The organism is Denitratimonas tolerans (assembly GCF_037203605.1).
GTDB classification, from domain to species: domain Bacteria; phylum Pseudomonadota; class Gammaproteobacteria; order Xanthomonadales; family Xanthomonadaceae; genus Denitratimonas; species Denitratimonas tolerans.
The window spans coordinates 15,498-38,347 of record NZ_JBBDHC010000007.1 but is presented as its reverse complement, the minus strand read 5'-3'; the positions used below and the strand labels follow the sequence as shown (position 1 = coordinate 38,347).

Sequence of the window (22,850 nt, the reverse complement as noted above, 5' to 3'; positions counted from 1 at the left end):
TTTCGATACCCCGGTCGACACGACGATGTCGCCGCTTCGAGCATGACATCGTCGCGCGGGACCCGGGGCACGCGTCCTCGGAGGACTGACGCACGACAACAGCCGCCGGTGGCATCCGCGGAACGGGGGAGCTGGGCCGGTGCGCGAAGGTGACCATTGCTGGACGACGCGCCTCAAACAAGAATATTCTCATTTGCTCACACCGCCGGGATGACGCGGCTCCGCGTTCGGCACAGGGGATTTCATGAAATCGATCCGGACAGTGGCGCTGCTGGCATGGCTGGCGGCCTTTATGACCCCGGCGTTTGCCCAGACGCATGCGTACTCGGTCTACGTGGACCTGGACAACAACCCGGCGACCGGCTGCACGATCACCGGTGCGGCCGGGGCGGTGCCCGGTATCGAGGCGGTCCTGACCGCGGAAGTCGCAGTGGACCCGCCCGAGGTCGTGGGGCAGCATCTGGCGCACTGCCAATCGGGTGTCATCGGAGCGGCGTCCGCCGTGCCGGGCAGCTATCCCTATCCGGTGGGCTTTGATCAAGGCAGCCCGGGATTCGACGTGATCGAGCTGGGCGCACCGCTCCGGTTGTTTGGCGCGCCCACGACGCGAGTGGACTGGCGCCTGACCTTCGGCAGCGAAGGTGCGCTGCTGGGGGGAGCGGACCTGACCGACGCGGTGCTCGTGCCGCAACTGGGATTCATCCCCCTGAATCCGACCTTCATTCCTGCCACCTCGCTGCTCGCGCTGGCGACACTGGCGCTCGCCCTGGCCGTCGGCACGATCTGGGTGGTCCGCCGCCGCCCACAGTTCCTTTCCATTCTCGTGGTGGGCTGGGCGCTGGGACTCAGCGGGCTGGCGTGGGCCGCGATGCTGCACGTACTGGACGGAAATATCGACGATTGGACCGGCGCACCGGTGCTGACCGATCCACAGGGCGACGCCACCCAGGACGAGCCGCCCATCGACATACGCCAGGCTTTCGCCGAGCAGCAGAGCGGCACCGTGTTTTTCCGCATCGACGTCGAGGAAACCCGCCTGTCGACGCTGATTCCACCCTTGATCGATACGCGGTTCACGATCCAGGAAAACAGCCCGAACGGCACCGTAGCGGGCACGGTGCGACCCGCCTCGACCGGCCTGTCGTCGATCCTTGCGCTGAACCTGACCGGCCAGGCACCCGCTGCCGCGTTTGCGTTCGATCCCCTCAGCACCGCGCTATCGGTCGCCAACGCCACGCTGCTGGACTTCGAGACCCATTCGCAGTTCCAGCTGGATTTCTCGGCCACGCTGACCGGCGTGACCGGGTGGACGCTTCCGGTCACGGCGTCGGTGGATGTTGAAGACGCGAACGAACTGCCGCTGCTGGCTCCCCAGGCGTTCACCGTACTGGAGCACGCCGCCAACGGCACCGCGATCGGCACGGTGGTGGCCAGCGATCCGGACGCGGGCGCGAACGGGCAGCTGAGCCATGCCATCACCGGTGGCAGCGGTCAGGCAATCTTCGGGGTGGACGCGAACAGCGGCCTCCTCACCCTGGTGGACGCCGCTGCCCTGTCGCTCTCGGCGTCGCCCTACAGCCTGGACGTGCGCGTCAGCGATGCCGGCAGCCCGCCCTTGTCGACAACCGCCTCCATGACGATTTCTGTTGTCGATGTGAACGATGCGCCCGGTTTCACCGCGGGGGGTGATGTCACCGTGAACGAGGATTCAGGTGCCTACGACGCGCTCTGGGCCAGCGCCCTGTCGGACGGCGATGACGGAACCCAGACTCTGACCTTCGACATCCTGGCGAACGACGCTCCTGCACTGTTTGCCACGGCACCCTCGCTGGCCGTGGACGGCAGCAACGGGCGCCTGAGCTTCACCCCGGCACCGGACGCCAACGGCGTGGCCAACCTCACGGTACGGCTGCGCGACGACGGCGGCACCGCGAACGGCGGCGTGGACCAAAGTGCAACGGTGTCCTTCCAGATCCAGATCACGGCAGTGAACGACGCGCCGAGCTTTATCGCGGGCCCGGACCAGAGCGTCAACGAGGACGCCGGCGCGCAGTCCATGACCGGATGGGCCACCGCGATCAGCGCGGGACCGGCGGATGAATCCGGCCAGGCCCTGAGCTTCCAGATCACCGCCAACAGCAACCCCGCCCTGTTCAGCGCAGGCCCCGCCGTGGATCCGGACGGGCGGCTCAGCTACACCCCGGCCGACGACATCAGCGGCACGGCCACCGTCACCCTCCAGCTGGCCGATGACGGCGGCACCGCGAACGGCGGCGCGGACACCGGCGCGCCGCAGAGCTTCACCATCAGCGTGAACGCCGTGAACGATCCACCGAGCTTTACCGCGGGCCCGGATCAGGTCGTGCTCGAAGACGCAGGCGCGCAGACCGTCGCAGGCTGGGCCACCGCGATCAGCGCCGGCCCGGCGGACGAATCCGGCCAGACACTGAGCTTCCAGGTCACGGCCAACAGCAACCCCGCCCTGTTCAGTTCCGCCCCCGCGGTCACTTCGGGCGGCGACCTTGGCTACACGCCCGCCGCCAATGCCAACGGCACGGCCACCGTCACCCTGCAGTTGGTCGATGACGGCGGCACCGCGAACGGCGGCGTGGATACCAGCGCGCCGCAAACCTTCACGATCAGCGTGACACCGGTAAACGACGCACCCGGCTTCACCGCCGGTGCCAACCAGGTCGTCAGCGAAGACGCCGGCGCGCAGACCGTGGCGGGATGGGCCACCGCGATCACCGCCGGCCCGGCGGATGAATCCGGTCAGGCCCTGGCCTTCCAGATCACCGCCAACAGCAACCCGACCCTGTTTACCGTCGCACCCAGCGTCTCGCCGGCCGGCGTACTGAGCTATACCAGTGCGCCCGACGCCAGCGGTATCGCCAGCCTCACGCTGCAGCTGGTGGACGACGGCGGCACCGCGAACGGCGGCGCGGACACCAGCACTGCGCAAACCTTCACCGTCACGGTCGACGCCGTCAACGACGCCCCGGTCAACACCGTACCCGGCGCGTTGATCATGGACGAGGATGGCGTACTGGCCTTCAGCGGCACCGATGCGATCAGCGTATCGGATGTCGATATCGGCACCGGCGCGCTGGATGTCGCGCTGGGCGTGACGCACGGAACGCTCACCGCCAGCGCCTCGGGTGCGGCGACTGTCACCGGCAGCGGAACGGCCGCACTGGTGATCAGCGGCACGCTGGCCGACGTGAACGCCAGCCTGGCCAGCCTGGGATACGGCCCGGATGCGGACTACAACGGGTCGGACGTCCTGAGCCTGAGCAGCAGCGACAACGGCAACACGGGCGCCGGCGGCTCGCAGAGCACCAGCGATACGGTCGCGATCACGCTCGCCGCCGTCAACGACGCCCCGGTCAACACCGTACCTGGCACCCAGCAGGTCATCACCGGCGTGCTCGAGTTCAGCGCCGCCAACGGCAACGCGCTGAGCGTGTCGGATATCGATGCCGATCCCGGCGATGTGCAGGTCGACCTGACGGTGCTGCACGGCACCCTGACCCTGACCGCCGTACCTCATCCCAACCTGGTGATCACCGGCAACAACAGCAGCGCGGTCACCGTGGTGGGCCAGCAGGCGCAGATCAACCTGGTGATGGAGGGTCTGCTCTACGCCACCAGCGCCACCGGTACCGATACGCTCACGCTGCACACCAGCGATCTGGGCAACACCGGTGCCGGCGGCGCGCTGTTCGACGAGGACACCGTAACCCTGCTCATCGACGAAGCCCCGAGCGTGGTTTCCACCGCGCCGGCAAACGGTGCGACCGTGGCGAGCAATGCCTCGCTGTCGATCACCTTCTCCGAAGCCGTGGACGTGGCGGCGGGGGCCGTCACGCTCAGCTGCGGCGGCACCAACCTCATCACCGGCGGGGACAGCGGCAGCAATGTCACCAGCCTTTCGCCCGGCTACACCGGCACGCTGCCCGAAGGCCAGGTCTGCACCCTCACCGTACTGGCAACGCGCGTGACCGACGTGGACACCATCGATCCGCCCGACGCGATGGCGACCGACCACATCACAAGCTTCCACGTCGACGCCGCACCCACCGTGCTCTCCACGTCCCCGGCCGGCGGCGCATCGAATCTGCCCGTCGACACGGTGGTGTCCGTGGTGTTCTCCGAGCCGGTGACGGTGGGCGCATCCAGCTTCAGCTTCCTGTGCGACAGCAACTCCATACCCTTCGGCCTGGCCGGCGGCGGCACCGACACCGTGACGCTCACGCCCTCCGCGTCCCTGCCGGCCGGCACGTCCTGCACCGTCACCGCGCTGGCTGCAGGCATCGAGGACGTGGATACCTTCGATCCGCCGAACGAGATGGCCGCCAGTCACGCCTGGAGCTTCACCACGGATGCACCGCCGAGCGTCACCGCCACGACGCCGATGAATGGTGCCGTGGTCAACACGACCCCAAGCCTCAGCGTCAGCTTCAGCGAATCGGTGAACCTGGATGCCGGCGCGTTCACGCTCGACTGCGGTGGTGCCATTTCCACCACGTCCACGCCCGCGCTTCCGGCGACCGCGATCACCAGCGTCAGCTTCACACCTGATTCCACGCTGCCCGAGGGCGCGGCCTGCACCGCCACCGTGCTCGCCGCGGCCGTGCACGACGCCGACAGCCAGGACCCGCCCGACACGATGGCGGCAAACCACACTTGGAGCTTCTCCGTGGATGCCGCGCCCAGCGTGATATCCATCGCGCCCGCCAACGGCGCCAGCAACGTCAATCCGACCGGTTCCATCGTCGTCGGCTTCAGCGAGCCGGTGAGCTTCGACACCACGCCCAATGCGGCCAACGTCAGCTTCGATCTGGAGTGTCCATCCGGCACCCCGGTTGCTTTCGGCGTCACCACCGCCAGCCCCGCGAACAGCGTGACGCTGGACCCGCTCGACACGGCCATCGCGGGGCAAAGCTGTGCCTTTACCGTACGCGCGGCCGGCATCAGCGATGTCGACGGCATTGATCCTCCGGTCCAGATGGCCGCCGACGCGACCGCCGTCTTCAGCTTCGGTGCGATCGCCAACGACGACAGCGTCGCTGTCACGCCGCATCTCACCGTCAGCACCGCCGCCGGTGCCCTCAGCCTGACCGCCAACGACGTCCTCGGTGCCGGCCAGATCACCGGCTTCGGCTTTGGCGGCTGCACCGGCACCGCGGCCGGCGGCCAGCTCGATGCCGGTGCCGCCAACGGGCGCCTGACGCTGGCCGCCAACGGCGGCTTCAGCTACGAGCCGCCTGCCGGCGTCCGCAATGAGACGCGAACCTTCTGCTACACGGTCACCGGCGGCGACACGGCCAACGTGGCGTTTGTCATCCAGAACGCTGCGGCGGTGTGGTTCACCGACGCGGCCGCCGCCGCGGGTGGCAACGGCACCCAGGCGCGTCCGTTCCAGAACATTCCCGCCGCCAATAGCGCCAGCGTGGCAAACGACACGATCCATGTGGCCTCCAGCGCGACGAACTATGCCGCCGGCATCACGCTCAAGAACGGCGTACGCCTGATCGGCCAGGGTGCCAGCGGCACGCTGGCCGCACACAGCGGTGTGACGCCCGTTGCCGGCTCGGCCTTCCCCGCGCTGGGCGGTGCCGCGCCCACCCTCACCGCCAGCAACGCCACGGCCATCACGCTGGGCAGCGGCAACCATCTGCGCGGGTTCACGATCGGCGATACCGGCGCATCCGGCGGCACCGATATCGCCGGCACCGGATTCGGAACGCTCACGGTCGACGAGGTCACGCTCACCGGCACCGGTCGTGCACTAAACCTGGATACCGGCAGCGTGGCGGGCGGCGGCTTCACCGCCACCACCGTCACGGGCAGCAGCAGCGAGGGGCTTCGCCTCACCGACGTTGGCGGCACGCTGGCGCTGGGCAACGGCGCCCTCTCGGGAACCGGCTCCGGCGTCCCAGTGGTCCAGATCTCCGGCGGCAGCGGGAATATTTCGTACGGCGGCACCCTGGCGTGCGGCAGCGGCTGCACCGGCCTTCGGGTCAGCAACCGCAGCGGTGGAACGATCACCTTCTCCGGTGCCACCAAGGTCTTCAACACCGGCACCAGCGTCGCACTGGACCTGAGCAACAACACCGGCGCGACGATCCAGTTCACCAACGGCGGTCTCGACATCGACACCACCACCGCCACCGGATTCAACGCCAGCGGTGGCGGTACCGTGGTGGTACAAGGCACTGGAAACAGCATTACCAGTACGACCGGCACGGCGTTGAACATCGCCAACACCACCTTGGGAGCCGCCGGATTCACCTTCCAGAGCATTTCCGCCAACGGTGCCGGCAGTGGCATCGTGCTGAACAACACCGGCAGCGCGGGCGGGCTCTCGGTGACCGGGGACGGCTCGGCCAACAGCGGTGGCACCATCCAGAACGCCACCGCGGCAGGCATCTCGCTCACCAGCACCCGCAACGTGAGCCTTGCACGCATGCAGATCGCCGGCAGTGGTGATCACGGTATTTTGGGTGACGCCGTCAACGGCTTCGACTGTGACTATTGCCTCCTGCTCAACAACGGCAACTCCGCAACGGACGAAGGCATCTGGTTCACGCAGCTCGGCGGCGCCGTGGCGATCACCAACTCGAGCTTCACCAACAGCGCCCACAACAGCGTCTATGTACGCAATACCAGCGGCACGCTGGGTTCGCTCTCGCTGGCCGGCAACCACTTCATGACGGCTGGAAACCACCACGTGCTGATCGAAGGCGTGACAGGTGCCCCCACCTTCACCAGCATCGTCATCGATGGCAACACCTTCACCAGCGCCCAGTCGATTGGTGTCCAGATCGCCGCCAACAACAGCACGGTATTCGGATCGGTCGCCATCACCGGCAATACCTTCGCCAACAACATCCTGGCGATCGAGGCCTCGGCGGTGCACGGTGCCAGCCTCGGATTCAACGCCAGCGGCAATACCATCACAAGCACGGTCTCCGGTGGCAGCCACGGGCTGAACTCCAACCACGGCATTCCCAGCACCGGCGCGCTGCGCGGCCGCATTGCCAACAACCAGATCGGCGATGCGAGCGTTCCAAACTCGGGTTCACCCATCGGCAACGGCGTGCGTCTTGTCGGCAACGACGGCGGCACCAAGCAGCTCCTGGTCACCGGCAACACCCTGCGCGAAATCCGCAACGGACGCGGCATCGACGTGGTGAACCGAAACGGCACCGGCCGCATGGACATCACGGTGACGGACAACAACGTCGCCACCAACGCCCAGCCGGCCGACTACCCGCTCGCCGGCGTCCACGTGCAGTCCAACTGCGTCGGCACCTGCAACAGCCTGCGCGCGGATATCGCCGGCAACACTGTGGCCGTACCCAGCGGCGGCTGCACCGGGGATCTCCTGGGAGTGTGTCTTGAGCTGGTGGAAACCGGCAGCTCCACCTGCGAGCTGCTGGATCGCGCGCCTACCGGTACTGCAAGCGCCAATGCCGAGCTGATCGGCAATAACGCCCTCAGCGCCAGCACCGCGGCGTCGGCCGGCTGCTCCCTGACCCTCACCGCGCCGGTGTTGCCACCCTGATCGTCACCGCAGCGCAGACAACAGCCGAAGCGGAGCGATCCGCACCATTGGAGGAACCCACGTCATGGCAGAGCCCTTTCTTTCCGAAATCCGGATCATGAGCTTCGCGTTTGCGCCCAAGGGTTGGGCCCTATGCGACGGCCAGCTCCTGCCGATCAACCAGAACCAGGCCCTGTTTTCCCTGCTGGGCACGACCTTCGGCGGCAATGGGCAGGTCAATTTCGCCCTGCCCGACCTGCGCGGCCGAACACCCATCCACGCGAATGGCGCGGCTTACACCCTGGGGATGCGGGGAGGCGCACAAGCGCATTCCCTCAGCGTGGCCGAGCTGCCGACCCACCAGCACGCGCAGAGCGCGACCTCCAAGGCGGGGGATGCCGTGCCGATCGTGCCGGCGGGCAACCTTCTGGCCCAGCCCGCACTGCCGCTCTATGGCAAGCCGGAGAACCTGGTGGCCATGGCGGCGGGCACGGTGGGTACGGCCGGCGGGTCACAGCCCCACTCCAACATGCAGCCCTTCCTGACCCTGTCGTTCTGCATCGCCCTGCAGGGCATCTTCCCGTCGCCCACCTGAGGAGCACGCACCATGGCTCAACCCTATGTCGGAGAAGTCCGCATGTTCGCGGGAAACTTCGCACCCGCAGGCTGGATGTTCTGTGACGGGCAGCTGTTGCCCATCTCCGAGAACGAAACCCTGTTCAATCTAATCGGCACCACCTATGGCGGCGACGGGCAGTCCACCTTTGCCCTGCCCGACCTGCGCAGCCGGCTGCCGATCCACCAGGGCAACGGTTTCATCCTTGCCGAGACCGGCGGTTCCGAAGAGGTCACGTTGACCTCCAGCCAGATGCCCGCCCACAGCCATGCGGCGTTGGCCAGCAGCTCGATCGCCACCGAACGCAGTCCGCAAAACGCCGTACTGGCGCAGGCCACGACGTTCGATGCCTACCAGACCACACCCGGTGCGTTGGCCATGGCGGGGCAGGCGCTGTCGAACGCGGGTGGAAGCCAGCCGCACACGAACCTGCAGCCCTATCTGTGCGTGAACTTCATCATTTCGCTGTTCGGCATCTTCCCGTCGCCAACCTGAGGAGAGACAGACATGGCCGATCCTTTCGTGGCCGAAATCCGGATTTTCCCGTTCAACTTCGCGCCCCGCGGCTGGGCCTGGTGCGACGGGCAGCTGCTGCCGCTTTCCCAGAACACCGCCCTGTTTTCACTCCTGGGCACCACCTACGGCGGCAATGGCAAGAGCAACTTCGCCCTGCCCAACCTCGGCGGGCGTGCCCCGATGCACCCGGGGCAGGGACCGGGACTGTCGCTCCGCGATCTGGGAGAGACTGGCGGCTCGGAGAGCGTGACGCTGCTCACGTCAGAAATTCCTTCGCACAGCCATCCAGTGAACGCCAGCGCGGCACCAGCCGACGCACAATCGCCGGAGGGTCTTTCCCCCGCACGCGTCGTCGGCACCATGCCCTACGGCACGCCCACCGGTGCGCCGCTAGTTCCGATGGCGCAGGAGTCCATCTCGCCGGCCGGCGGCGATCAGCCGCACAACAACATGATGCCCTACCTTGCCTTCTACTTCTGCATCGCCCTGCAGGGCGTGTTTCCGCCGAGGACATGACCATGAAACGCCGTCATTTCATGCTGTGTACAAGCGCCGCCGCCCTCGCGGCCGCGGCACCGCTGGGTGCGATCGCCGCGCGGCGCCCGGCGCTGCTGGACGATCCGCGCGCCTGGCTGGGAGCCGAATTCGTTTCCGCCGACGGCGTGCGGCTGCGCCTGGCCGATGTTGTCGGCGTGCGCGTGGATCGCGACACCGTGCAGGCCAACCTCGTATTCCAGACCGTGGAAGGCGAGTGGCCCGGCGAGGGCAGCTACGCGCTGCGCTGTGGCGGGACCGAGGAATCCCTCTACCTGCAGCCGGGGCAGGACGGGCCGGTGGCCTGCATCAACCGCCTGCGCCACGTGCGGGTCTGATCCCATGGGTGAGACGGCCGTCCCGGAGTTCTCCCTCGCGCTCTTCGAGCCGCTCCTCGGGCAGGTGTTCCGGATCGGGGACGGCCCGCAGGCCGTGGATGCCCGGCTGGTCGAAGCCAACAACCTGCGCGAAGCCCAGGGCATGGGGCGGCTCAGCCGGCAGTTTTCCCTGCTCTGGCTCGGCCCGCACGAAGCAAACCTGGCGCAGGGGATCTACCGGGTCAGCCATCCGTCCTTGCCGCCGCTCGAACTTTTCCTGGTCTGCCTCGGGCCGGTGGCTGAAGGCATGCGATACGAGGCCGTGTTCACCTGATGCCGCAGCCGCCCGATATCCGCGCCGACCTTCCACCACACCTGCATCTGCGCGCGGCCCTCGATTCCGACCTGCCCCTGCTAGAACGCATCTACGCCGGCACGCGCACCGAGGAGATGGCCCAGACCGACTGGGACGCAGCGCAAATAGCCGCGTTCCTGCGCTTCCAGTTCCACGCCCAGCACCAGCACTACGCCACCCACTACGCCGACGCACAGTTCCTGGTGATCGAGCGCGACGGCCAGGCGGTGGGGCGGTTGTATCTGCACTGGCGAACCACGGAACTGCGCATCGTCGATATCGCCCTGCTGCCCGGGCACCGTGACGCGGGCATCGGCGGTGCCTTGCTTCGCGTTCTGCTGGAGGCGGCCGGCGCGCAAAACCTGTCCGTCAGCATCCATGTCGAACAGTTCAATCGTGCGATGGCCTTGTATCGCCGCCTGGGCTTTCAGAAGATCGGCGAGCACGGTGTCTACCATCTGATGGAGTGGCGACCAAAGGGGATCCCAGCAGGCGGCGGCACCGGTTCTGCGGCATGATGTCCGCCGTCGACCCAACGAGCACGGAGTAACACCCCATGCGCCCTACTCTTTCAGTTCCCGCACTGTCGGGCACTCTGGCGCTGACCGCCTGCGCCGGAACGCTGGATGTGGCGACTTCAAATGCCACCACCACTTACCAGTGCGAAAGCGGCATTCTCATCAAAGCCGGCTACCCGGACACCGATCACGCGCGGGTCGAGTACCAGGGCAGCACTTACGAACTCACCATCGCGATATCCGCCAGCGGCGCGCGCTATGTCGGCGGCGGCGTGGAGTGGTGGACCAAGGGCAGCGGACCGGGTTCCACCGCCTCGCTCTTCGTCCACCTGGACGACGGCAGCTCCGGGGCGGTGATCGAAAACTGCGCGGCGCGCTGAGCTTCGCCGGGCGGCCGCAGCGGCAAGCAGGGCGTCGCGGCAGCAGTGCGCCTCGATGCGGTTGCCGACGCCGAGCTTGCCGATGCACTCGGAAAGATGCGCGCGGTGCCCTGGGGGAAGTTCATGTGCGCAGCATTTCCGGCCCATGACGACCCTCGCCGACGGACGGCGGTGCCGCACGCCATGCGCCAGCTCCGGGCCCGTTGGCAACGGGCACTTCGATATCGGCGACGTGAATGTCGGGCGCGCGGCGCAGCCGGCCACAGCCTTGACCACTCCGATTCCCCACGATTGAAACCGTCGGCAAACTGGCGCGGGTGCTTGGGTTTTGCCTGACGTTGAAGCCCACGCGCGGGTGATGGAAATGCGGCAGGAACGATGCCGATGCCGGAGTCGGTTGATTGCTCCTGGCGCGGATGTCATTTGCGCTTCCCTCAAAGACCGCCACGCGCGTAGCCAGGCGCGCACGACCCAGCCCGGGGTGACGTGTGTCATCCAATACGGTGACAGGCGATACCTGAAAATCAGGGTGCATCAATGGACACTGACATTCCCTCAACTGAATGCAGGAGCCAATCACCATGACGCGCACTTTGGTTTTGTTGTTCTCCGTGGCCACCGTCACATCGTCGCTGGCCGCGGATCTGGACGTCCGCCTGACCCGAGTGGCCAACGACAAAGGCCAAATTCTGGTGGCTGTATTCGATTCGGAAGATGGATGGGATGGCCGCGCCAAGGCGCGCGCGGCACAGCGCGTGGACGCATCCAAGGGCCAGGTTGATCTGCGTTTCCCGGATTTGGAGCCGGGGCGTTACGGCGTTCTGGTGATGCATGATGAGAACGGAAACGGCACGTTGGACAAGACGGTGCTGGGCATCCCCAAGGAAGGCTACGGCTTCAGCAACAATCCCCGGCTGATGCGGCGCGCGCGCTTCGACGAAGCCGTTTTCGAATTGCCGGAAGGCGGGCGTCGCATCGAGGTGGAGATGCGCTGACTCTCCACGGCTGCCGACAACCAGCCGTTCGGTGCGGCAAGAGCCCGGCACAGCGAACTATTCACATTACGCGCTACAGCCAGCCCTTCTGCCGCGCCAGTCGGTAGGCCTCGATGCGGTTGCCGACGCCGAGCTTGCCGATGCACTCGGAAAGATAGTTGCGCACGGTGCCCTGGGAGAGGTTCATGCGCGCAGCGATGTCGCCCGAAGACATTCCCTCGCCGGCCAGTCGCAGCACCTCGCGCTCACGCTCGCTCAAGGGGTCGGATTCGGTCCAGGCTTCCAGCGCCAGCTGCGGGTCGATGGCGCGGCCGCCGCGGTGCACCTGACGCAGGGCGTCTGCAAGCTGCTCGGCCGGGGCGTCTTTCAGGAGGTATCCGGCCACGCCCGAATCCAGCGCGCGGCGCAGGAAGCCGGCGCGGGCGAACGTGGTGACGATGACCACCCTCACCGGCAACCCGTGGTGCTGCACCCGGCGCGCCAGCTCCAGGCCGCTGGCGCCCGGCATCTCGATATCGGTGACAAGAATATCGGGCGTGAGACGGCGCAGCTCGTTCCAGGCGGTGTCGCCGTCGGCCGCCGCGCCGACGATCTCGATGTCCGATTCCATCCCCAGCAGCGCCGCCAGCGCGCCGCGCACCATGGCCTGGTCCTCGGCCAGCAGGACGCGGATCATGGAGCCAAAGCCCCCCTCACCCCGGCCCGCTCCCCCGCCAGCAGGGGAGCGAGCGCATCGGATTTCCGCGCCAGCGGTATGCGGGCCTCGATGCGGGTTCCCGCGCCGGGGCGGCTGTCGATGCGCAGGGTGCCGCCGACGGCCTCAAGGCGCTCGCGCATTCCAGCCAGGCCGTTGCCGGAGCGCAGCGCGCCGCCGCGTCCGTCATCGATCACGCGCAGCACGGCAACTTCTCCCTCGACGCCGAGGTGCACCTCCACCTGTCGCGCTTGCGCGTGGCGCTGGATATTGGTGGCGGCCTCGCGCACGGTCATCGCCAGCGCGTTCTCCACGTCCGCCGGCAGCCCGGCCCCGGAGAATGCCGCGTCGAGGCGGTAGTCGAAGGCGACGCCGTCGGTTTCCAGCAGCAGGCGAGCGGAGGCCAGCTCGGCGGCGATGCCCGCCGCGCGGATGCCGCTGACCGCCTGGCGTACCTGGACCAGCGCGTCGCGCGCGATGCCGCTCACCTCGGCGATCTCGCCGCGCGCGGCCGCCGGATCGCGCTCCACCAGCCGCGCTGCAAGATCGGACTTGAGCGCCACCATCGAAAGCGTGTGGCCGAGCAGGTCGTGCAGGTCACGCCCGATGCGCTCGCGCTCGGCCGTCGCGGCGAGGCGGCGCACTTCCTCGTGCGAAAGCTTGAGCGCCGCGTCGCGCTCGTGGTTGGCGCGCTCGACCATGACGATGACGGCGATGATTGCCGTGACCGTGGGGATCCACACCAGTGCCTGCCACGCATAGCCGATCTGTGCGGCCCAGACCACCAGCGTCACATTGAGGACGGCCAGCAGCGCCAGATAGCGATACAGCCCGCCGCTGCGGCGCGGCTGCAGCATCACGCAGCCGAACACGAAATAGGACAGCCCGGAGGGATACCACGGCAGGAGCGCGAAGCACAGCGCCACCAGCGCCAGCGCACAGGCGTAGGCCGCGCGCGGCGCTGCGAACACCGTGGCGAGATAGAGCAGGAGAAACAGGGGATAGGACAGCGCCGTCAGCGCGAACCAGCGCGGCGTGAACCCGTAGTCGCCATCGGAAAACAGCGGCGTCAGGAACACCCAGACCGACCAGACCAGGTGGATCATCGGCAGCCACGGCGAACGCCCGGCGCGCAGCTCCTGATCGGCGATCGATCCGGGCGCCGGGGCGAGGATCCAGCGCCTGCCACCGGGTGCGGGCAGCAGGTGGCTCATCGGAAATCCTCCTGCCGCCCGTGCCCCGAGTCATTCCGCGGCGCAAGGCGGTCCGGCAGGGCGCACCTGCCGCAGGCGCGGGCGGGAAATCGGCTGGGCGGGAACGGCAGCGGCATGGTGCGCTCATGGTACGCCGGGCACCCGCCCTGGAGCGTCTTCATCGCGCCAGCCGCCGCAGCGCCAGGAAGAAGAACAGCGCTGTCAGTGCGACCAGCACCGCGATGTGCAGCACCGAAGCCATGCCGGCATCGGCACCGATCAGCTTCAGCGAGAGCTGGCTCAGGTGCCAGGCCGGCCAGAGCGGCGCGAGCGTGGTGAATATCCCGGGCAGCATCGACAGCGGCATCCACAGGCCGGAAAGCAGGGCCATCGGCAGGTACACCATGTTGATGACCCCGACCGAGGCCGCGCCGGAGAAGTGGGTTCCCAGCCACATACCGAGCGCGGCGAAGGGCAGCACGCCGGCCACATTGATCGCGAACAGGCCGAGCCACTGCCACGGCGCGAGCGCGACGCCGCCCAGCGTCGCCGCCAGCGCCATCAGCAGGAGCGAGACGATCGCGGCGAACAGCGCAGCCATCGCCATCTTGGCGAACAGGTAAGCGCCGCGCGGCATCGGCATGGCGCGCTTGAGCGTCAGCAGGCCCTGTTCGCGGTCTTCCGCCACCACCACGCCGAAGCCGAACAGCGCCACGCCCATCACCCCGAACACGCCGTAGGTGGCGAGCAGGAAGGTGGCTGCATCGCCGCTGCCGCGGCTGAGCAGCACGCCGAACAGGACGTAGAACATCGCCGGAAACAGCAGCACCGGCAGCGAGAACGCGGGCGTGCGCCAGAGCCGGATGAACTCGCAGCGCGCCTCGTTCCGGTAGGCACGCCATGGCGAATGGGCGGGGCCGGATTGGGCGAGCGCGTTCATCATGCGGCCTCCCTGATCGATGTGCCGGCGGGCTTATCGGCGGTCAGCTGCAGGAAGGCCTCGGCCAGCCCGGCGCGCTCGACCTCCAGCTCGCTCAGGGCGGCGTCCTCGGCCAGCAGACGGCGCAGCACGGCTTCGGCGGCGTCGGTGATGATTTCGATGCGCGGGCCGTCGCGGCGCGCCTCGATCACGCCGGGCCAGCGCGTCAGCGCCTCGGGCACCTGCGCGCTGAGGCAGCGGATGCGGCGCTGGCCGATGCGGGCGCAGATGTCCGCCACGCTGCCTTCGGCCAGGATGCGGCCGGCATCCAGCACGGCAACGCGGTCGGCCAGCGCCTCGGCTTCTTCCAGGTAGTGCGTGGTCAAAAGCACCGCGCCGCCGCCAGCGACGTGAGCGCGGACCGCGGCCCAAATGGCGCGGCGGGCGTCGATGTCCAGCCCGGTGGTGGGCTCGTCCAGAAACAGCAGATCGGGCCGGCCGCACATCGCCAGGGCGAACTGCACGCGCCGCTGCTGGCCGCCCGAGAGCCTGCCGTAGCGACGATCGAGCAGATCGGCAACGCCGGCCATGTCGGCGCAGGCATCGAGGCTATGCGGCGCCGGGTAGTAGCTGCGGGTCAGATCGATCAGCTCGCGCACCTTCAGCGTGGCCGGCAGGCTCGCCGACTGAAGCATCACGCCGATCCGCTGGCGCGCGCCCAGCTGCCCTGGGTTCTGCCCGAACAGTTCGGCCCTGCCGGCGTCCGGCTCCAGAAGGCCGAGCAGCAGGGAGATCGCCGTGCTCTTGCCCGCACCGTTGGGGCCAAGCAGGGCGAGCACCTGACTGGCAGGAACGGAAAGATCGACACCGGCCAGCGCCACCCGGTTTCCGTAGCGCTTGTGCACGGCACGCAGGCGGGCCAGCGGGAGACTAGTCTGTGTCATCGTGCACACCGCGAAGGAAGATGCCGCCATGCTGGCGCGCGGGGTTCGCGCGAGGCAGTGGTGGGCCTCATGCGATGAGGGTGATGCTTGTCACTTGGCGCGGCTTCGTGCCGACGGCATCCTGCTCGCCGGCGTCATTTGCCCCGCTCGGCCACCCGATTCGGTCACACTTGCCGCCCCCTTCCTGTCTCCACCTCCCATGAACGCTTCCGCCGAACTGCTGAAAGAACTGCGCATCGAACGCAACGCCCCGCCGCCCCCTTCTTCGCGCGGCAAGTGGTGGGTGCTGGCGCTGGTTGCACTCGTCGTCATCGCCGCCGCCGCGTGGCTGTTGGGCGGGCGCGATTCTGCGGTCGAAGTGCGCACCGCGCCGGTCATCGCCATCGGCAACACCGCCGCCAGCGCCTCGGTGCTCGATGCCAGCGGCTACGTGGTGGCGCGGCGCATGGCGACGGTGTCGGCCAAGGTCACCGGGCGCGTGCTGGAGGTGCTGATCGAGGAAGGCATGCGGGTGGAGGAGGGCCAGGTGATGGCGCGGCTCGATCCGGTGGACGCCGACGCGCAGCTTGCGCTCGCCAGCGCGCAGCTTGCCGCCGCGCACAGCCAGATCGCCTCGATCAAGGTGCAGGTGGAACAGGCCGAAACCGACGCCACGCGGCTCAAGGAACTGGTCGATCGCGGCCTGGTCTCGCATTCGCAGTACGAGGCCGCCGTGGCGCAGCGCGACACCCTGCGCGCGCAGTACGTCACCGCGCAGCGCAACGCCAAGGTGGCCGCCGATTCGCTGGAAATCGCGAAGAACGGCGTGGACAACACCATCGTGCGGGCACCGTTTTCCGGCGTGGTGATCGCCAAGGCGGCGCAGCCGGGCGAGATCGTTTCCCCGCTCGCCACCGGCGGCTATACCCGCACCGGCATCGGCACCATCGTGGACATGGATTCGCTGGAAGTGGAGGTGGAAGTGGGCGAGTCCTACATCGGCCGGGTGCGGCCCGGGATGCGGGTGGAGGCGGTGCTCAATGCCTACCAGGACTGGAAGATCCCGGCGGAAGTCATCGCGATCATCCCGGCCGCCGACCGCGGCAAGGCCACGGTGAAGGTGCGCGTGGCGCTCAGGGAAAAGGACGCGCGCATCGTGCCGGACATGGGCGTGCGGGTGAGCTTCCTGGAGGCCGAACGCGCGGACGAACCCGAGCAGCCGCGCGGCGTGCGGGTGCCGCAGGGCGCCATCGTGTCGCGCGATGGCGCAAGCCGGGTGTTCGTGCTGCAGGACGACAAGGTGGCCTTGCGTACGGTGGAGACCGGCATCGCGCTGGGCGACGGGCGACAGGTGCTGTCGGGGCTCGGTGCCGGGCAGGTCGTGGTGCTCGATCCACCGCCGGAACTGAAGGATGGCGATGCGGTGCGGGTGGCCGCGCCGCGATGAACCGGATGCCTTTCCGTCGGCCGCGCAAGGCCGACCTGCGCTTGAGCAATGCCCGCGTTCGTGCCGCAGGTCGGGGCGACGCCCCCGACGCGCCGGGCATCGTGTCATTCCATTGCCCGCACGGCTTTCCGTCGGCCGCGTAGGGCCGACCCACATCACACAGAGGAATCTCCATGTCAGCCCTGGTCAGCATCCGCAATCTCACCAAGACCTACACCCGCGGCCCGGAGAAGGTCGCCGTGCTGCACGGCGTGGACCTGGACATCGAGCGCGGCGACTTCGTTGCGCTGATGGGGCCTTCGGGCTCGGGCAAGACCACCCTGCTGAACCTGATCGGCGGGCTGGATTCGCCCAGCGGCGGCGAGATCACGATCGAAGGCGAGCGCATCGACACCCTGAGCGCCGGCCAGCTCGCCGCCTGGCGCAGCCGCCACGTCGGCTTCGTGTTCCAGTTCTACAATCTGATGCCCACGCTCAGCGCGCAGAAGAACGTCGAGCTGCCGCTGCTCTTGACCCACCTCAATGCGAAGGAGCGCGCCCGCCGCGCGCAGATCGCGCTCACCCTGGTCGGCCTCGCGGACCGCCGCAGCCACAAGCCGAACGAGCTTTCCGGCGGTCAGCAGCAGCGCGTCGCCATCGCGCGCGCCATCGTTTCCGATCCCACCTTCCTGATCTGCGACGAGCCGACCGGCGATCTCGACCGCCACTCGGCCGAAGAGGTGCTGGGCCTTCTGCAGCTGCTCAACCGCGAGCACGGCAAGACCATCGTGATGGTCACCCACGATCCCAAGGCCGCCGAGTACGCGCGCCATACCATCCATCTGGACAAGGGCGAGCTGGTCGACACGCCCGCCGCGCACTGAGTCGGAGGTCATCATGAAAAAACGACAGGATCGGCGTTTTTCACGGCGAAGCCGCCCGCAGGGTGGCGCACAGGGATGTGCGCCATGAAATACCTCCACCTCATCTGGGCGCAGCTGTTCCGCAGCCGCACGCGCACCGCGCTGACGCTGCTGTCGGTCGTCACCGCCTTCCTCCTGTTCGGCCTGCTCGATTCGGTGCGCGTGGCGTTCAACTCCGGCGGCAGCGTGGACGGCGCGAACCGCCTGATCGTCTCCTCGCGCCTGTCTATCACCCAGACCCTGCCGATCCGCCTGCTGCAGCAGATCGAGGGCATTCCCGGCGTGCAGAAGACCACCTACGCGATGTGGTTCGGCGGCATCTACCAGGACATGCGGAACTTCTTCCCCAACTTCTCGGTGGCGCCCAACTACTTCGAGGTCTATACCGAGTTCGAGGCGCCGCCCGAGCAGGTGGAGGCGTTCAAGGCCACCCGCACCGCGGCAGCCGTGGGCGAGGCGCTGGCGCTCAAGCACGGCTGGAAGATCGGCGACACCATCCCGCTCCAGGCCACGATCTTCCCGCGCAGCGGCAGCAACGACTGGCCGCTCGAACTGACCACGATCTTTCGCGCGAAGGACCGCTCGCAGGTGGGTCAGGAACAGCAGCTGGTGATGAACTGGGCCTACTTCGACGAGGCCAACGACTACATCAAGAACCAGGTGAGCTGGTTCACCGTGGTGCTCGACGACGCGGCGCAGGCGTCGCGGGTGGCGCAGGCCATCGACGCGCTCTCGGCCAACTCCGACCACGAAACCAAGACCCAGACCGAATCGGCCTTCCAGCAGGCGTTCGCCAAACAGTTCGCCGACATCGGCCTGATCGTCACCGCGATCATGGGCGCGGTGTTCTTCACCCTGGTCCTGCTCACCGGCAACACCATGGCGCAGGCGGTGCGCGAGCGCATCCCGGAACTGGCCACGCTCAAGACCCTCGGCTTCACCGACCGCATCGTGCTGGCGCTGGTGCTGGCCGAATCGGTGCTGCTGGTGGTGCTGGGCGGCGTGCTGGGCCTGGGGCTGGCATCGGCGATCATTCCCGGCCTGGCCAAGGCCAGCGGCGGCATGGTGGCGCTGCAAAGCGTGCCGGGCGAAACCTGGGGCATGGGCCTGGGATTGATGGCGGCCATCGGCGTGGCGGTAGGGCTCCTGCCCGCGCTGCGCGCACGCGGGCTGAAGATCGTCGACGCGCTGGCCGGCCGCTGAGGAAAAACCATGAAGAACTTTCTGAAGAACCTCGTCGTACTGCTGGTGATGCTGCTGGCGCTTGGCGTCTGGATCGCGCTGCCCTGGCAGGGCGTGCTCGCCGTCGCGGTGCTTGTCGGGCTGTGGCTGGCTTTCTCCCGCACCGGCCGTCTTGCGCTGGAAGCCACCCGCATCGGCATCGCGAGCCTGCCGCAGCGCTGGGGCGCGTCCTCGGTGATCGTCGTGGGCATCGCCGGCGTGGTCGGCGTGCTGGTGGCGATGCTGGCGATGGGCGAGGGCTTCCAGGCCACGCTCGATGCCGCCGGCAACGACGAAACCGCCATCGTGCTGCGCGGCGGCTCGCAGGCGGAAACCAACTCGGTCATCACCCGCAGCCAGGTGCCGCTGCTGACCAGCCTTCCCGGCATCGAGAAGGACGCCGACGGCAGGCCGCTGATTTCGGCCGAACTGTCGCAGGTGGTGAACCTTCAGTCCCGGGCCGACGGCAGCGACACCAACGTGCAGTTCCGCGGTATCGGCGAGGACGCATTTCGCGTGCGCCAGAACGTGCGCGTCGTCGAGGGCCGCGCGCCCGCGCCGGGCCTGCGTGAAATCGCGGCCGGCCGCGGCGCACAGGCGCAGTTTCGCGGGCTGGAGGTGGGCAACACGCTGATGCTCGGCAACCAGCAGTGGACGGTCGTGGGCGCGTTCGAATCCGGCGATGCCTACGAATCGGAACTGTGGAGCGATGCGCAGACCCTGGCCACCAGCTACAACCGCGGTGCCTACCAATCGGTGCTGGTACGCACCGGCAAGGAGGGCTTCGAAACCTTCAAGGCGGCGGTGGAGGCCGATCCCCAGCTAAAGCTCGACGTCTTCACCACGCGCGCCTATTTCGCCAAGCAGTCCGGCGGCCTCAAGCGGCTGCTGGAAATCCTCGGCACCGTGATCGGCGGCATCATGGCCGTGGGCGCGGTGTTCGGCGCGCTCAACACCATGTACGCCGCCGTCGCCGCCCGCGCCCGCGAGATCGCCACCATGCGCGCCATCGGATTTCGCGGCACCCCGGTCGTGACCGCGGTGATGCTGGAAACCCTGCTGCTCGCCCTCCTTGGCGGCGTGGTCGGCGGCCTGGTCGCCTGGCTGCTGTTCAACAACTTCAGCGCCTCGACCCTGGGCAACAACTTCAGCCAGGTGGTGTTCCAGTTCCGCGTGACGCCGGAGCTGCTGTGGACCGGCCTCAAGTGGGCGCTGGGCATCGGCCTGATCGGCGGCCTGTTCCCCGCCCTGCGCGCGGCGCGGCTGCCCATCACCACGGCGCTGCGGGAGGTGTGATCCCGGCACTGCGCCCGGCTGTCCACCCAGGCGTCGGCATCCAGGCCTGACGCCGGGCCAGCTACCATCGGGTTCAGCCATTTCCCTGCAGGAGGCCCCATGCCCGGCTTCGCCGAGCTTGATGCGATCACGCTGGATGCGCTGCGCGCCACGGGGGCCACCAAGTGGAACCGGCGCGACGGGGCGCTGGGGGCATTCATCGCGGAAATGGACTACGGGATTGCGCCGCAGATCACCCGCGCGCTGCATCGGGAGGTGGAGCGCGGGCTGTTCGGCTATCTGCCGCCGCGGTATGTGCATCAGATGCGCGCGTCGGTCGCGCGCTATTTGCGCGAGCGGCACGATTGGGAGGTGGCGGAGAGCCGCATCCACGAGATGCCCGACGTGGTGGCGATCTACCAGGCCGCGATCGAGCATTTCAGCCGGCCGGGCAGCAAGGTGATCGTGCCGACGCCGGCGTACATGCCGCTGCTCTCGCTGCCGCCGACGCTGGGGCGGGAGGTGATCGAGGTGCCGATGACGCGAACGGCGGACGGCGCGGGCTTCCGCAACGATCTTGCGGCGATCGAGCGTGCCTTCGACGCCGGCGGGCAGCTGCTGGCGCTGTGCAATCCGCACAACCCGACCGGGCGGGTGTTCACGCGGGACGAGCTTGTGGCCATCGAGGACGTGGTTCACCGCAAGGGCGGGCGCGTTTTCGCGGACGAGATCTGGATGCCGCTGGTGTTTCCCGGCCATGCGCACATTCCCTATGCATCGATCGGCGAGCGCGCCGCCGCGCACACGATCACGGGCATGGCGGCGTCCAAGGGCTTCAACCTGCCCGGGCTCAAGTGCGCACAGCTGATCGTTTCCAACGACGCCGACCAGGCGCACTGGAACGCGGTGGGCGTATGGGCCATGCACGGCGCGGCCAACCTCGGGCTGGCGGGAACGACGGCGGCGTTCGATGAGGCCCTGCCCTGGCTCGACGATATCCGCGCGTATCTCGTGCGCAACCGCGATGCGCTCCTGGCCTTCGTGGCCGAGCGCATGCCGCGAGTGCGCGTGTGTCCGCCCGAAGGTACCTACATCGCCTGGCTGGATTTTTCAGACTACCGCTTCGAGCGCGGGGCGCAGGCGTTCTTCCTGGAGAAGGCCGGCGTGCTGTGCACCGATGGTGCCGCCTGCGGGCGCACGGGCGAGGACCACCTGCGCTTCATCTTCGCGATGCCGCTGCCGCTGATGCGCGAGGCGCTGGAACGCATGGCCGAGGCGCTGGATGCGGCGTAAGCACCCGGCCGCTGCGATTGGACGGGCGCGCAATCCAGCCGCCACAATCGCCGCATGACGCCACACTCGATGTCGATTCCAGCCCGTCGCCTCGCGGCGCTGCTGCTCGCGATGGCTCCGCTTCTGGCGATGGCGGACGGGCCTTACGCCTGGCCCGAACCGGGCGGTGGCTGGACCGTGCGGCGCGTGGTCGAGACCGGGGGAACACCCGCGGCGCGCACCGAAACGCTCACCCGCGACCAGGCGATGGTGGTCGATGGCAGCGACGGTGCGCCCGCGTTCGAGGTGCGCCTGCGCGCGCCGGCCGACAGGGCACCCGATGCGCTGAACGTGGAATCGGACGCGCCGCTTTTCGTCGTGGCCGACATCCACGGCGAGTACGGGATTCTGGTCGAACTGCTGCGTCATCAGGGCATCATCGACGCTGCGCTGCGCTGGAACTTCGGCGCTGGCCACCTCGTTTTCCTGGGCGATGCATTCGACCGCGGCTCGCACCAGGTGGCTGTGCTCTGGCTGGTGTACCAGCTGCAGGGAGAGGCCGAAGCGGCGGGCGGCAGCGTCGAGTTCCTGCTGGGAAACCACGAGCTGCTGGCGCTGCGCGGCGATGTGCGTTACCTCCACCCGCGCTATCTCGCCGACGCCGATGCGCTGGGCGTGACGACCTATGCCGAACTGTTCGATGCGGACAGCGTGCTGGGCCAGTGGCTGCGCACGCGCGGCGCGATCCTGCGCGCGGGCGACGTGCTGCTCGCGCACGGCGGGATCTCGCCGCAGGTTGTGCAGCGCGACCTGTCCGCCGCCGCGCTCAGCCGCGCGGTGCGCGAGGTGCTGGACGGGCGCGCCGATTCGGCACGCCCGCCGCTGCATGATTTTGCGATCGGTTCCTCCGGGCCGCTATGGTATCGCGGCTACTTTGCGCGCGGCGCGGCAGCGCCCGAGGCCCGTGCGGAGGAGATCGAGGCGCTGCGTCGCCACTTCGGCGTGCGCGCCATCCTGGTCGGCCACACCGCGCTCGATGAGGTCAGCGCACTGTTCGCAGGGCGGGTGATCGGCGTGCAGGTGTACCCGGCGCGCGACGCGGGAACCGGTCGCGCCGTGATGGGCGCAGTGCGCCGCGACCGAGGGCGCTGGTATCGCGCTGCGGTCAACGGCGATCGCAGCCCGCTGGAAATTGCCCCTCAGCCGGCTGAATCCGGCACCTGA

General features: G+C 68.3%; 20 protein-coding genes. 15 read left to right on the top strand and 5 right to left on the bottom strand.

Annotation, left to right across the window (positions count from 1 at the left end; all coding sequences use genetic code 11):
• Nucleotides 1-244 precede the first annotated feature (244 nt).
• The 8 genes from WB794_RS06290 (at nt 245) to WB794_RS06255 (ending at nt 10,785) form a co-directional block, all read left to right on the top strand.
• Nucleotides 245-7,570: an Ig-like domain-containing protein gene (locus WB794_RS06290; protein ID WP_337334997.1), complete on the top strand. Its 7,326-nt coding sequence runs from the start codon at nt 245-247 to the stop codon at nt 7,568-7,570.
• Between the two features lie 64 nt (nt 7,571-7,634).
• Nucleotides 7,635-8,144, top strand: a complete 510-nt coding sequence (locus WB794_RS06285; RefSeq protein WP_337334996.1) for a phage tail protein — start codon at nt 7,635-7,637, stop codon at nt 8,142-8,144.
• Between the two features lie 12 nt (nt 8,145-8,156).
• Nucleotides 8,157-8,660 carry a phage tail protein gene (locus WB794_RS06280; RefSeq protein WP_337334995.1) on the top strand — a complete coding sequence of 168 codons (504 nt, stop codon included), beginning with the start codon at nt 8,157-8,159 and terminating at the stop codon, nt 8,658-8,660.
• Between the two features lie 12 nt (nt 8,661-8,672).
• Complete coding sequence (locus WB794_RS06275) at nt 8,673-9,197, top strand: phage tail protein (RefSeq protein WP_337334994.1); 525 nt, start codon at nt 8,673-8,675, stop codon at nt 9,195-9,197.
• Nucleotides 9,198-9,199: 2 nt separating this feature from the next.
• Complete coding sequence (locus WB794_RS06270; RefSeq protein ID WP_337334993.1) at nt 9,200-9,553, top strand: hypothetical protein; 354 nt, start codon at nt 9,200-9,202, stop codon at nt 9,551-9,553.
• Between the two features lie 4 nt (nt 9,554-9,557).
• Nucleotides 9,558-9,866, top strand: coding sequence for a DUF6916 family protein (locus WB794_RS06265; RefSeq protein WP_337334992.1), 309 nt, complete (start codon nt 9,558-9,560; stop codon nt 9,864-9,866).
• Nucleotides 9,866-10,405 (top strand): GNAT family N-acetyltransferase, encoded by a 540-nt coding sequence (locus tag WB794_RS06260; protein ID WP_337334991.1) that lies wholly within the window; start codon nt 9,866-9,868, stop codon nt 10,403-10,405. The genes WB794_RS06265 and WB794_RS06260 overlap by 1 nt, the downstream gene beginning before the upstream one ends.
• Before the next feature lie 38 nt (nt 10,406-10,443).
• Nucleotides 10,444-10,785: an MliC family protein gene (locus WB794_RS06255; RefSeq protein WP_337334990.1), complete on the top strand. Its 342-nt coding sequence runs from the start codon at nt 10,444-10,446 to the stop codon at nt 10,783-10,785.
• A gap of 121 nt (nt 10,786-10,906) precedes the next feature.
• On the opposite strand, the gene WB794_RS06250 is transcribed toward WB794_RS06255, so the two are convergent.
• Nucleotides 10,907-11,320 (bottom strand): hypothetical protein, encoded by a 414-nt coding sequence (locus WB794_RS06250; RefSeq protein ID WP_337334989.1) that lies wholly within the window; start codon nt 11,318-11,320, stop codon nt 10,907-10,909.
• A 46-nt stretch (nt 11,321-11,366) separates the two neighbouring features.
• Here WB794_RS06250 and WB794_RS06245 point away from each other — a divergent pair, with 46 nt between their 5' ends.
• Complete coding sequence (locus WB794_RS06245) at nt 11,367-11,780, top strand: DUF2141 domain-containing protein (RefSeq protein WP_337334988.1); 414 nt, start codon at nt 11,367-11,369, stop codon at nt 11,778-11,780.
• A gap of 73 nt (nt 11,781-11,853) precedes the next feature.
• Here the strand turns inward: WB794_RS06245 and WB794_RS06240 are convergent, their stop codons facing one another.
• From WB794_RS06240 to WB794_RS06225, 4 genes are all read right to left on the bottom strand, one after another.
• Nucleotides 11,854-12,456: a response regulator transcription factor gene (locus tag WB794_RS06240; protein ID WP_337334987.1), complete on the bottom strand. Its 603-nt coding sequence runs from the start codon at nt 12,454-12,456 to the stop codon at nt 11,854-11,856.
• Nucleotides 12,453-13,688, bottom strand: coding sequence for a sensor histidine kinase (locus tag WB794_RS06235; RefSeq protein WP_337334986.1), 1,236 nt, complete (start codon nt 13,686-13,688; stop codon nt 12,453-12,455). Before WB794_RS06235 ends, WB794_RS06240 begins: the two co-directional genes overlap by 4 nt.
• A 157-nt stretch (nt 13,689-13,845) precedes the next feature.
• Nucleotides 13,846-14,607: an ABC transporter permease gene (locus WB794_RS06230; RefSeq protein WP_415926657.1), complete on the bottom strand. Its 762-nt coding sequence runs from the start codon at nt 14,605-14,607 to the stop codon at nt 13,846-13,848.
• On the bottom strand, nt 14,607-15,530 hold the full coding sequence (locus tag WB794_RS06225) for an ABC transporter ATP-binding protein (RefSeq protein WP_337334984.1): 924 nt from the start codon (nt 15,528-15,530) through the stop codon (nt 14,607-14,609). Before WB794_RS06225 ends, WB794_RS06230 begins: the two co-directional genes overlap by 1 nt.
• A gap of 199 nt (nt 15,531-15,729) precedes the next feature.
• On the opposite strand from WB794_RS06225, the gene WB794_RS06220 reads away from it, so the two are divergent.
• The 6 genes from WB794_RS06220 (at nt 15,730) to WB794_RS06195 (ending at nt 22,850) form a co-directional block, all read left to right on the top strand.
• On the top strand, nt 15,730-16,956 hold the full coding sequence (locus WB794_RS06220) for an efflux RND transporter periplasmic adaptor subunit (protein ID WP_337334983.1): 1,227 nt from the start codon (nt 15,730-15,732) through the stop codon (nt 16,954-16,956).
• 173 nt (nt 16,957-17,129) lie between these two features.
• Nucleotides 17,130-17,819 (top strand): ABC transporter ATP-binding protein, encoded by a 690-nt coding sequence (locus WB794_RS06215; RefSeq protein WP_337334982.1) that lies wholly within the window; start codon nt 17,130-17,132, stop codon nt 17,817-17,819.
• Nucleotides 17,820-17,903: 84 nt separating this feature from the next.
• On the top strand, nt 17,904-19,061 hold the full coding sequence (locus tag WB794_RS06210) for an ABC transporter permease (protein ID WP_337334981.1): 1,158 nt from the start codon (nt 17,904-17,906) through the stop codon (nt 19,059-19,061).
• A 9-nt stretch (nt 19,062-19,070) separates the two neighbouring features.
• Nucleotides 19,071-20,375, top strand: coding sequence for an ABC transporter permease (locus tag WB794_RS06205; protein ID WP_337334980.1), 1,305 nt, complete (start codon nt 19,071-19,073; stop codon nt 20,373-20,375).
• A 99-nt stretch (nt 20,376-20,474) separates the two neighbouring features.
• The gene (locus tag WB794_RS06200; protein ID WP_337334979.1) at nt 20,475-21,647 is read left to right on the top strand and encodes a MalY/PatB family protein; all 1,173 of its coding nucleotides are present in this window, start codon (nt 20,475-20,477) and stop codon (nt 21,645-21,647) included.
• 54 nt (nt 21,648-21,701) lie between these two features.
• Nucleotides 21,702-22,850, top strand: a complete 1,149-nt coding sequence (locus WB794_RS06195) for a metallophosphoesterase (protein ID WP_337334978.1) — start codon at nt 21,702-21,704, stop codon at nt 22,848-22,850.

Bases quoted from the DNA above. Each gene is read 5' to 3' on its own strand.
- WB794_RS06290 (WP_337334997.1), top strand. From the start codon at position 245: ATGAAATCGATCCGGACAGTGGCGCTGCTGGCATGGCTGGCGGCCTTT.
- WB794_RS06285 (WP_337334996.1), top strand. From the start codon at position 7,635: ATGGCAGAGCCCTTTCTTTCCGAAATCCGGATCATGAGCTTCGCGTTT.
- WB794_RS06280 (WP_337334995.1), top strand. From the start codon at position 8,157: ATGGCTCAACCCTATGTCGGAGAAGTCCGCATGTTCGCGGGAAACTTC.
- WB794_RS06275 (WP_337334994.1), top strand. From the start codon at position 8,673: ATGGCCGATCCTTTCGTGGCCGAAATCCGGATTTTCCCGTTCAACTTC.
- WB794_RS06270 (WP_337334993.1), top strand. From the start codon at position 9,200: ATGAAACGCCGTCATTTCATGCTGTGTACAAGCGCCGCCGCCCTCGCG.
- WB794_RS06265 (WP_337334992.1), top strand. From the start codon at position 9,558: ATGGGTGAGACGGCCGTCCCGGAGTTCTCCCTCGCGCTCTTCGAGCCG.
- WB794_RS06260 (WP_337334991.1), top strand. From the start codon at position 9,866: ATGCCGCAGCCGCCCGATATCCGCGCCGACCTTCCACCACACCTGCAT.
- WB794_RS06255 (WP_337334990.1), top strand. From the start codon at position 10,444: ATGCGCCCTACTCTTTCAGTTCCCGCACTGTCGGGCACTCTGGCGCTG.
- WB794_RS06250 (WP_337334989.1), bottom strand. From the start codon at position 11,320: ATGCACCCTGATTTTCAGGTATCGCCTGTCACCGTATTGGATGACACA.
- WB794_RS06245 (WP_337334988.1), top strand. From the start codon at position 11,367: ATGACGCGCACTTTGGTTTTGTTGTTCTCCGTGGCCACCGTCACATCG.
- WB794_RS06240 (WP_337334987.1), bottom strand. From the start codon at position 12,456: ATGATCCGCGTCCTGCTGGCCGAGGACCAGGCCATGGTGCGCGGCGCG.
- WB794_RS06235 (WP_337334986.1), bottom strand. From the start codon at position 13,688: ATGAGCCACCTGCTGCCCGCACCCGGTGGCAGGCGCTGGATCCTCGCC.
- WB794_RS06230 (WP_415926657.1), bottom strand. From the start codon at position 14,607: ATGAACGCGCTCGCCCAATCCGGCCCCGCCCATTCGCCATGGCGTGCC.
- WB794_RS06225 (WP_337334984.1), bottom strand. From the start codon at position 15,530: ATGACACAGACTAGTCTCCCGCTGGCCCGCCTGCGTGCCGTGCACAAG.
- WB794_RS06220 (WP_337334983.1), top strand. From the start codon at position 15,730: ATGAACGCTTCCGCCGAACTGCTGAAAGAACTGCGCATCGAACGCAAC.
- WB794_RS06215 (WP_337334982.1), top strand. From the start codon at position 17,130: ATGTCAGCCCTGGTCAGCATCCGCAATCTCACCAAGACCTACACCCGC.
- WB794_RS06210 (WP_337334981.1), top strand. From the start codon at position 17,904: ATGAAATACCTCCACCTCATCTGGGCGCAGCTGTTCCGCAGCCGCACG.
- WB794_RS06205 (WP_337334980.1), top strand. From the start codon at position 19,071: ATGAAGAACTTTCTGAAGAACCTCGTCGTACTGCTGGTGATGCTGCTG.
- WB794_RS06200 (WP_337334979.1), top strand. From the start codon at position 20,475: ATGCCCGGCTTCGCCGAGCTTGATGCGATCACGCTGGATGCGCTGCGC.
- WB794_RS06195 (WP_337334978.1), top strand. From the start codon at position 21,702: ATGACGCCACACTCGATGTCGATTCCAGCCCGTCGCCTCGCGGCGCTG.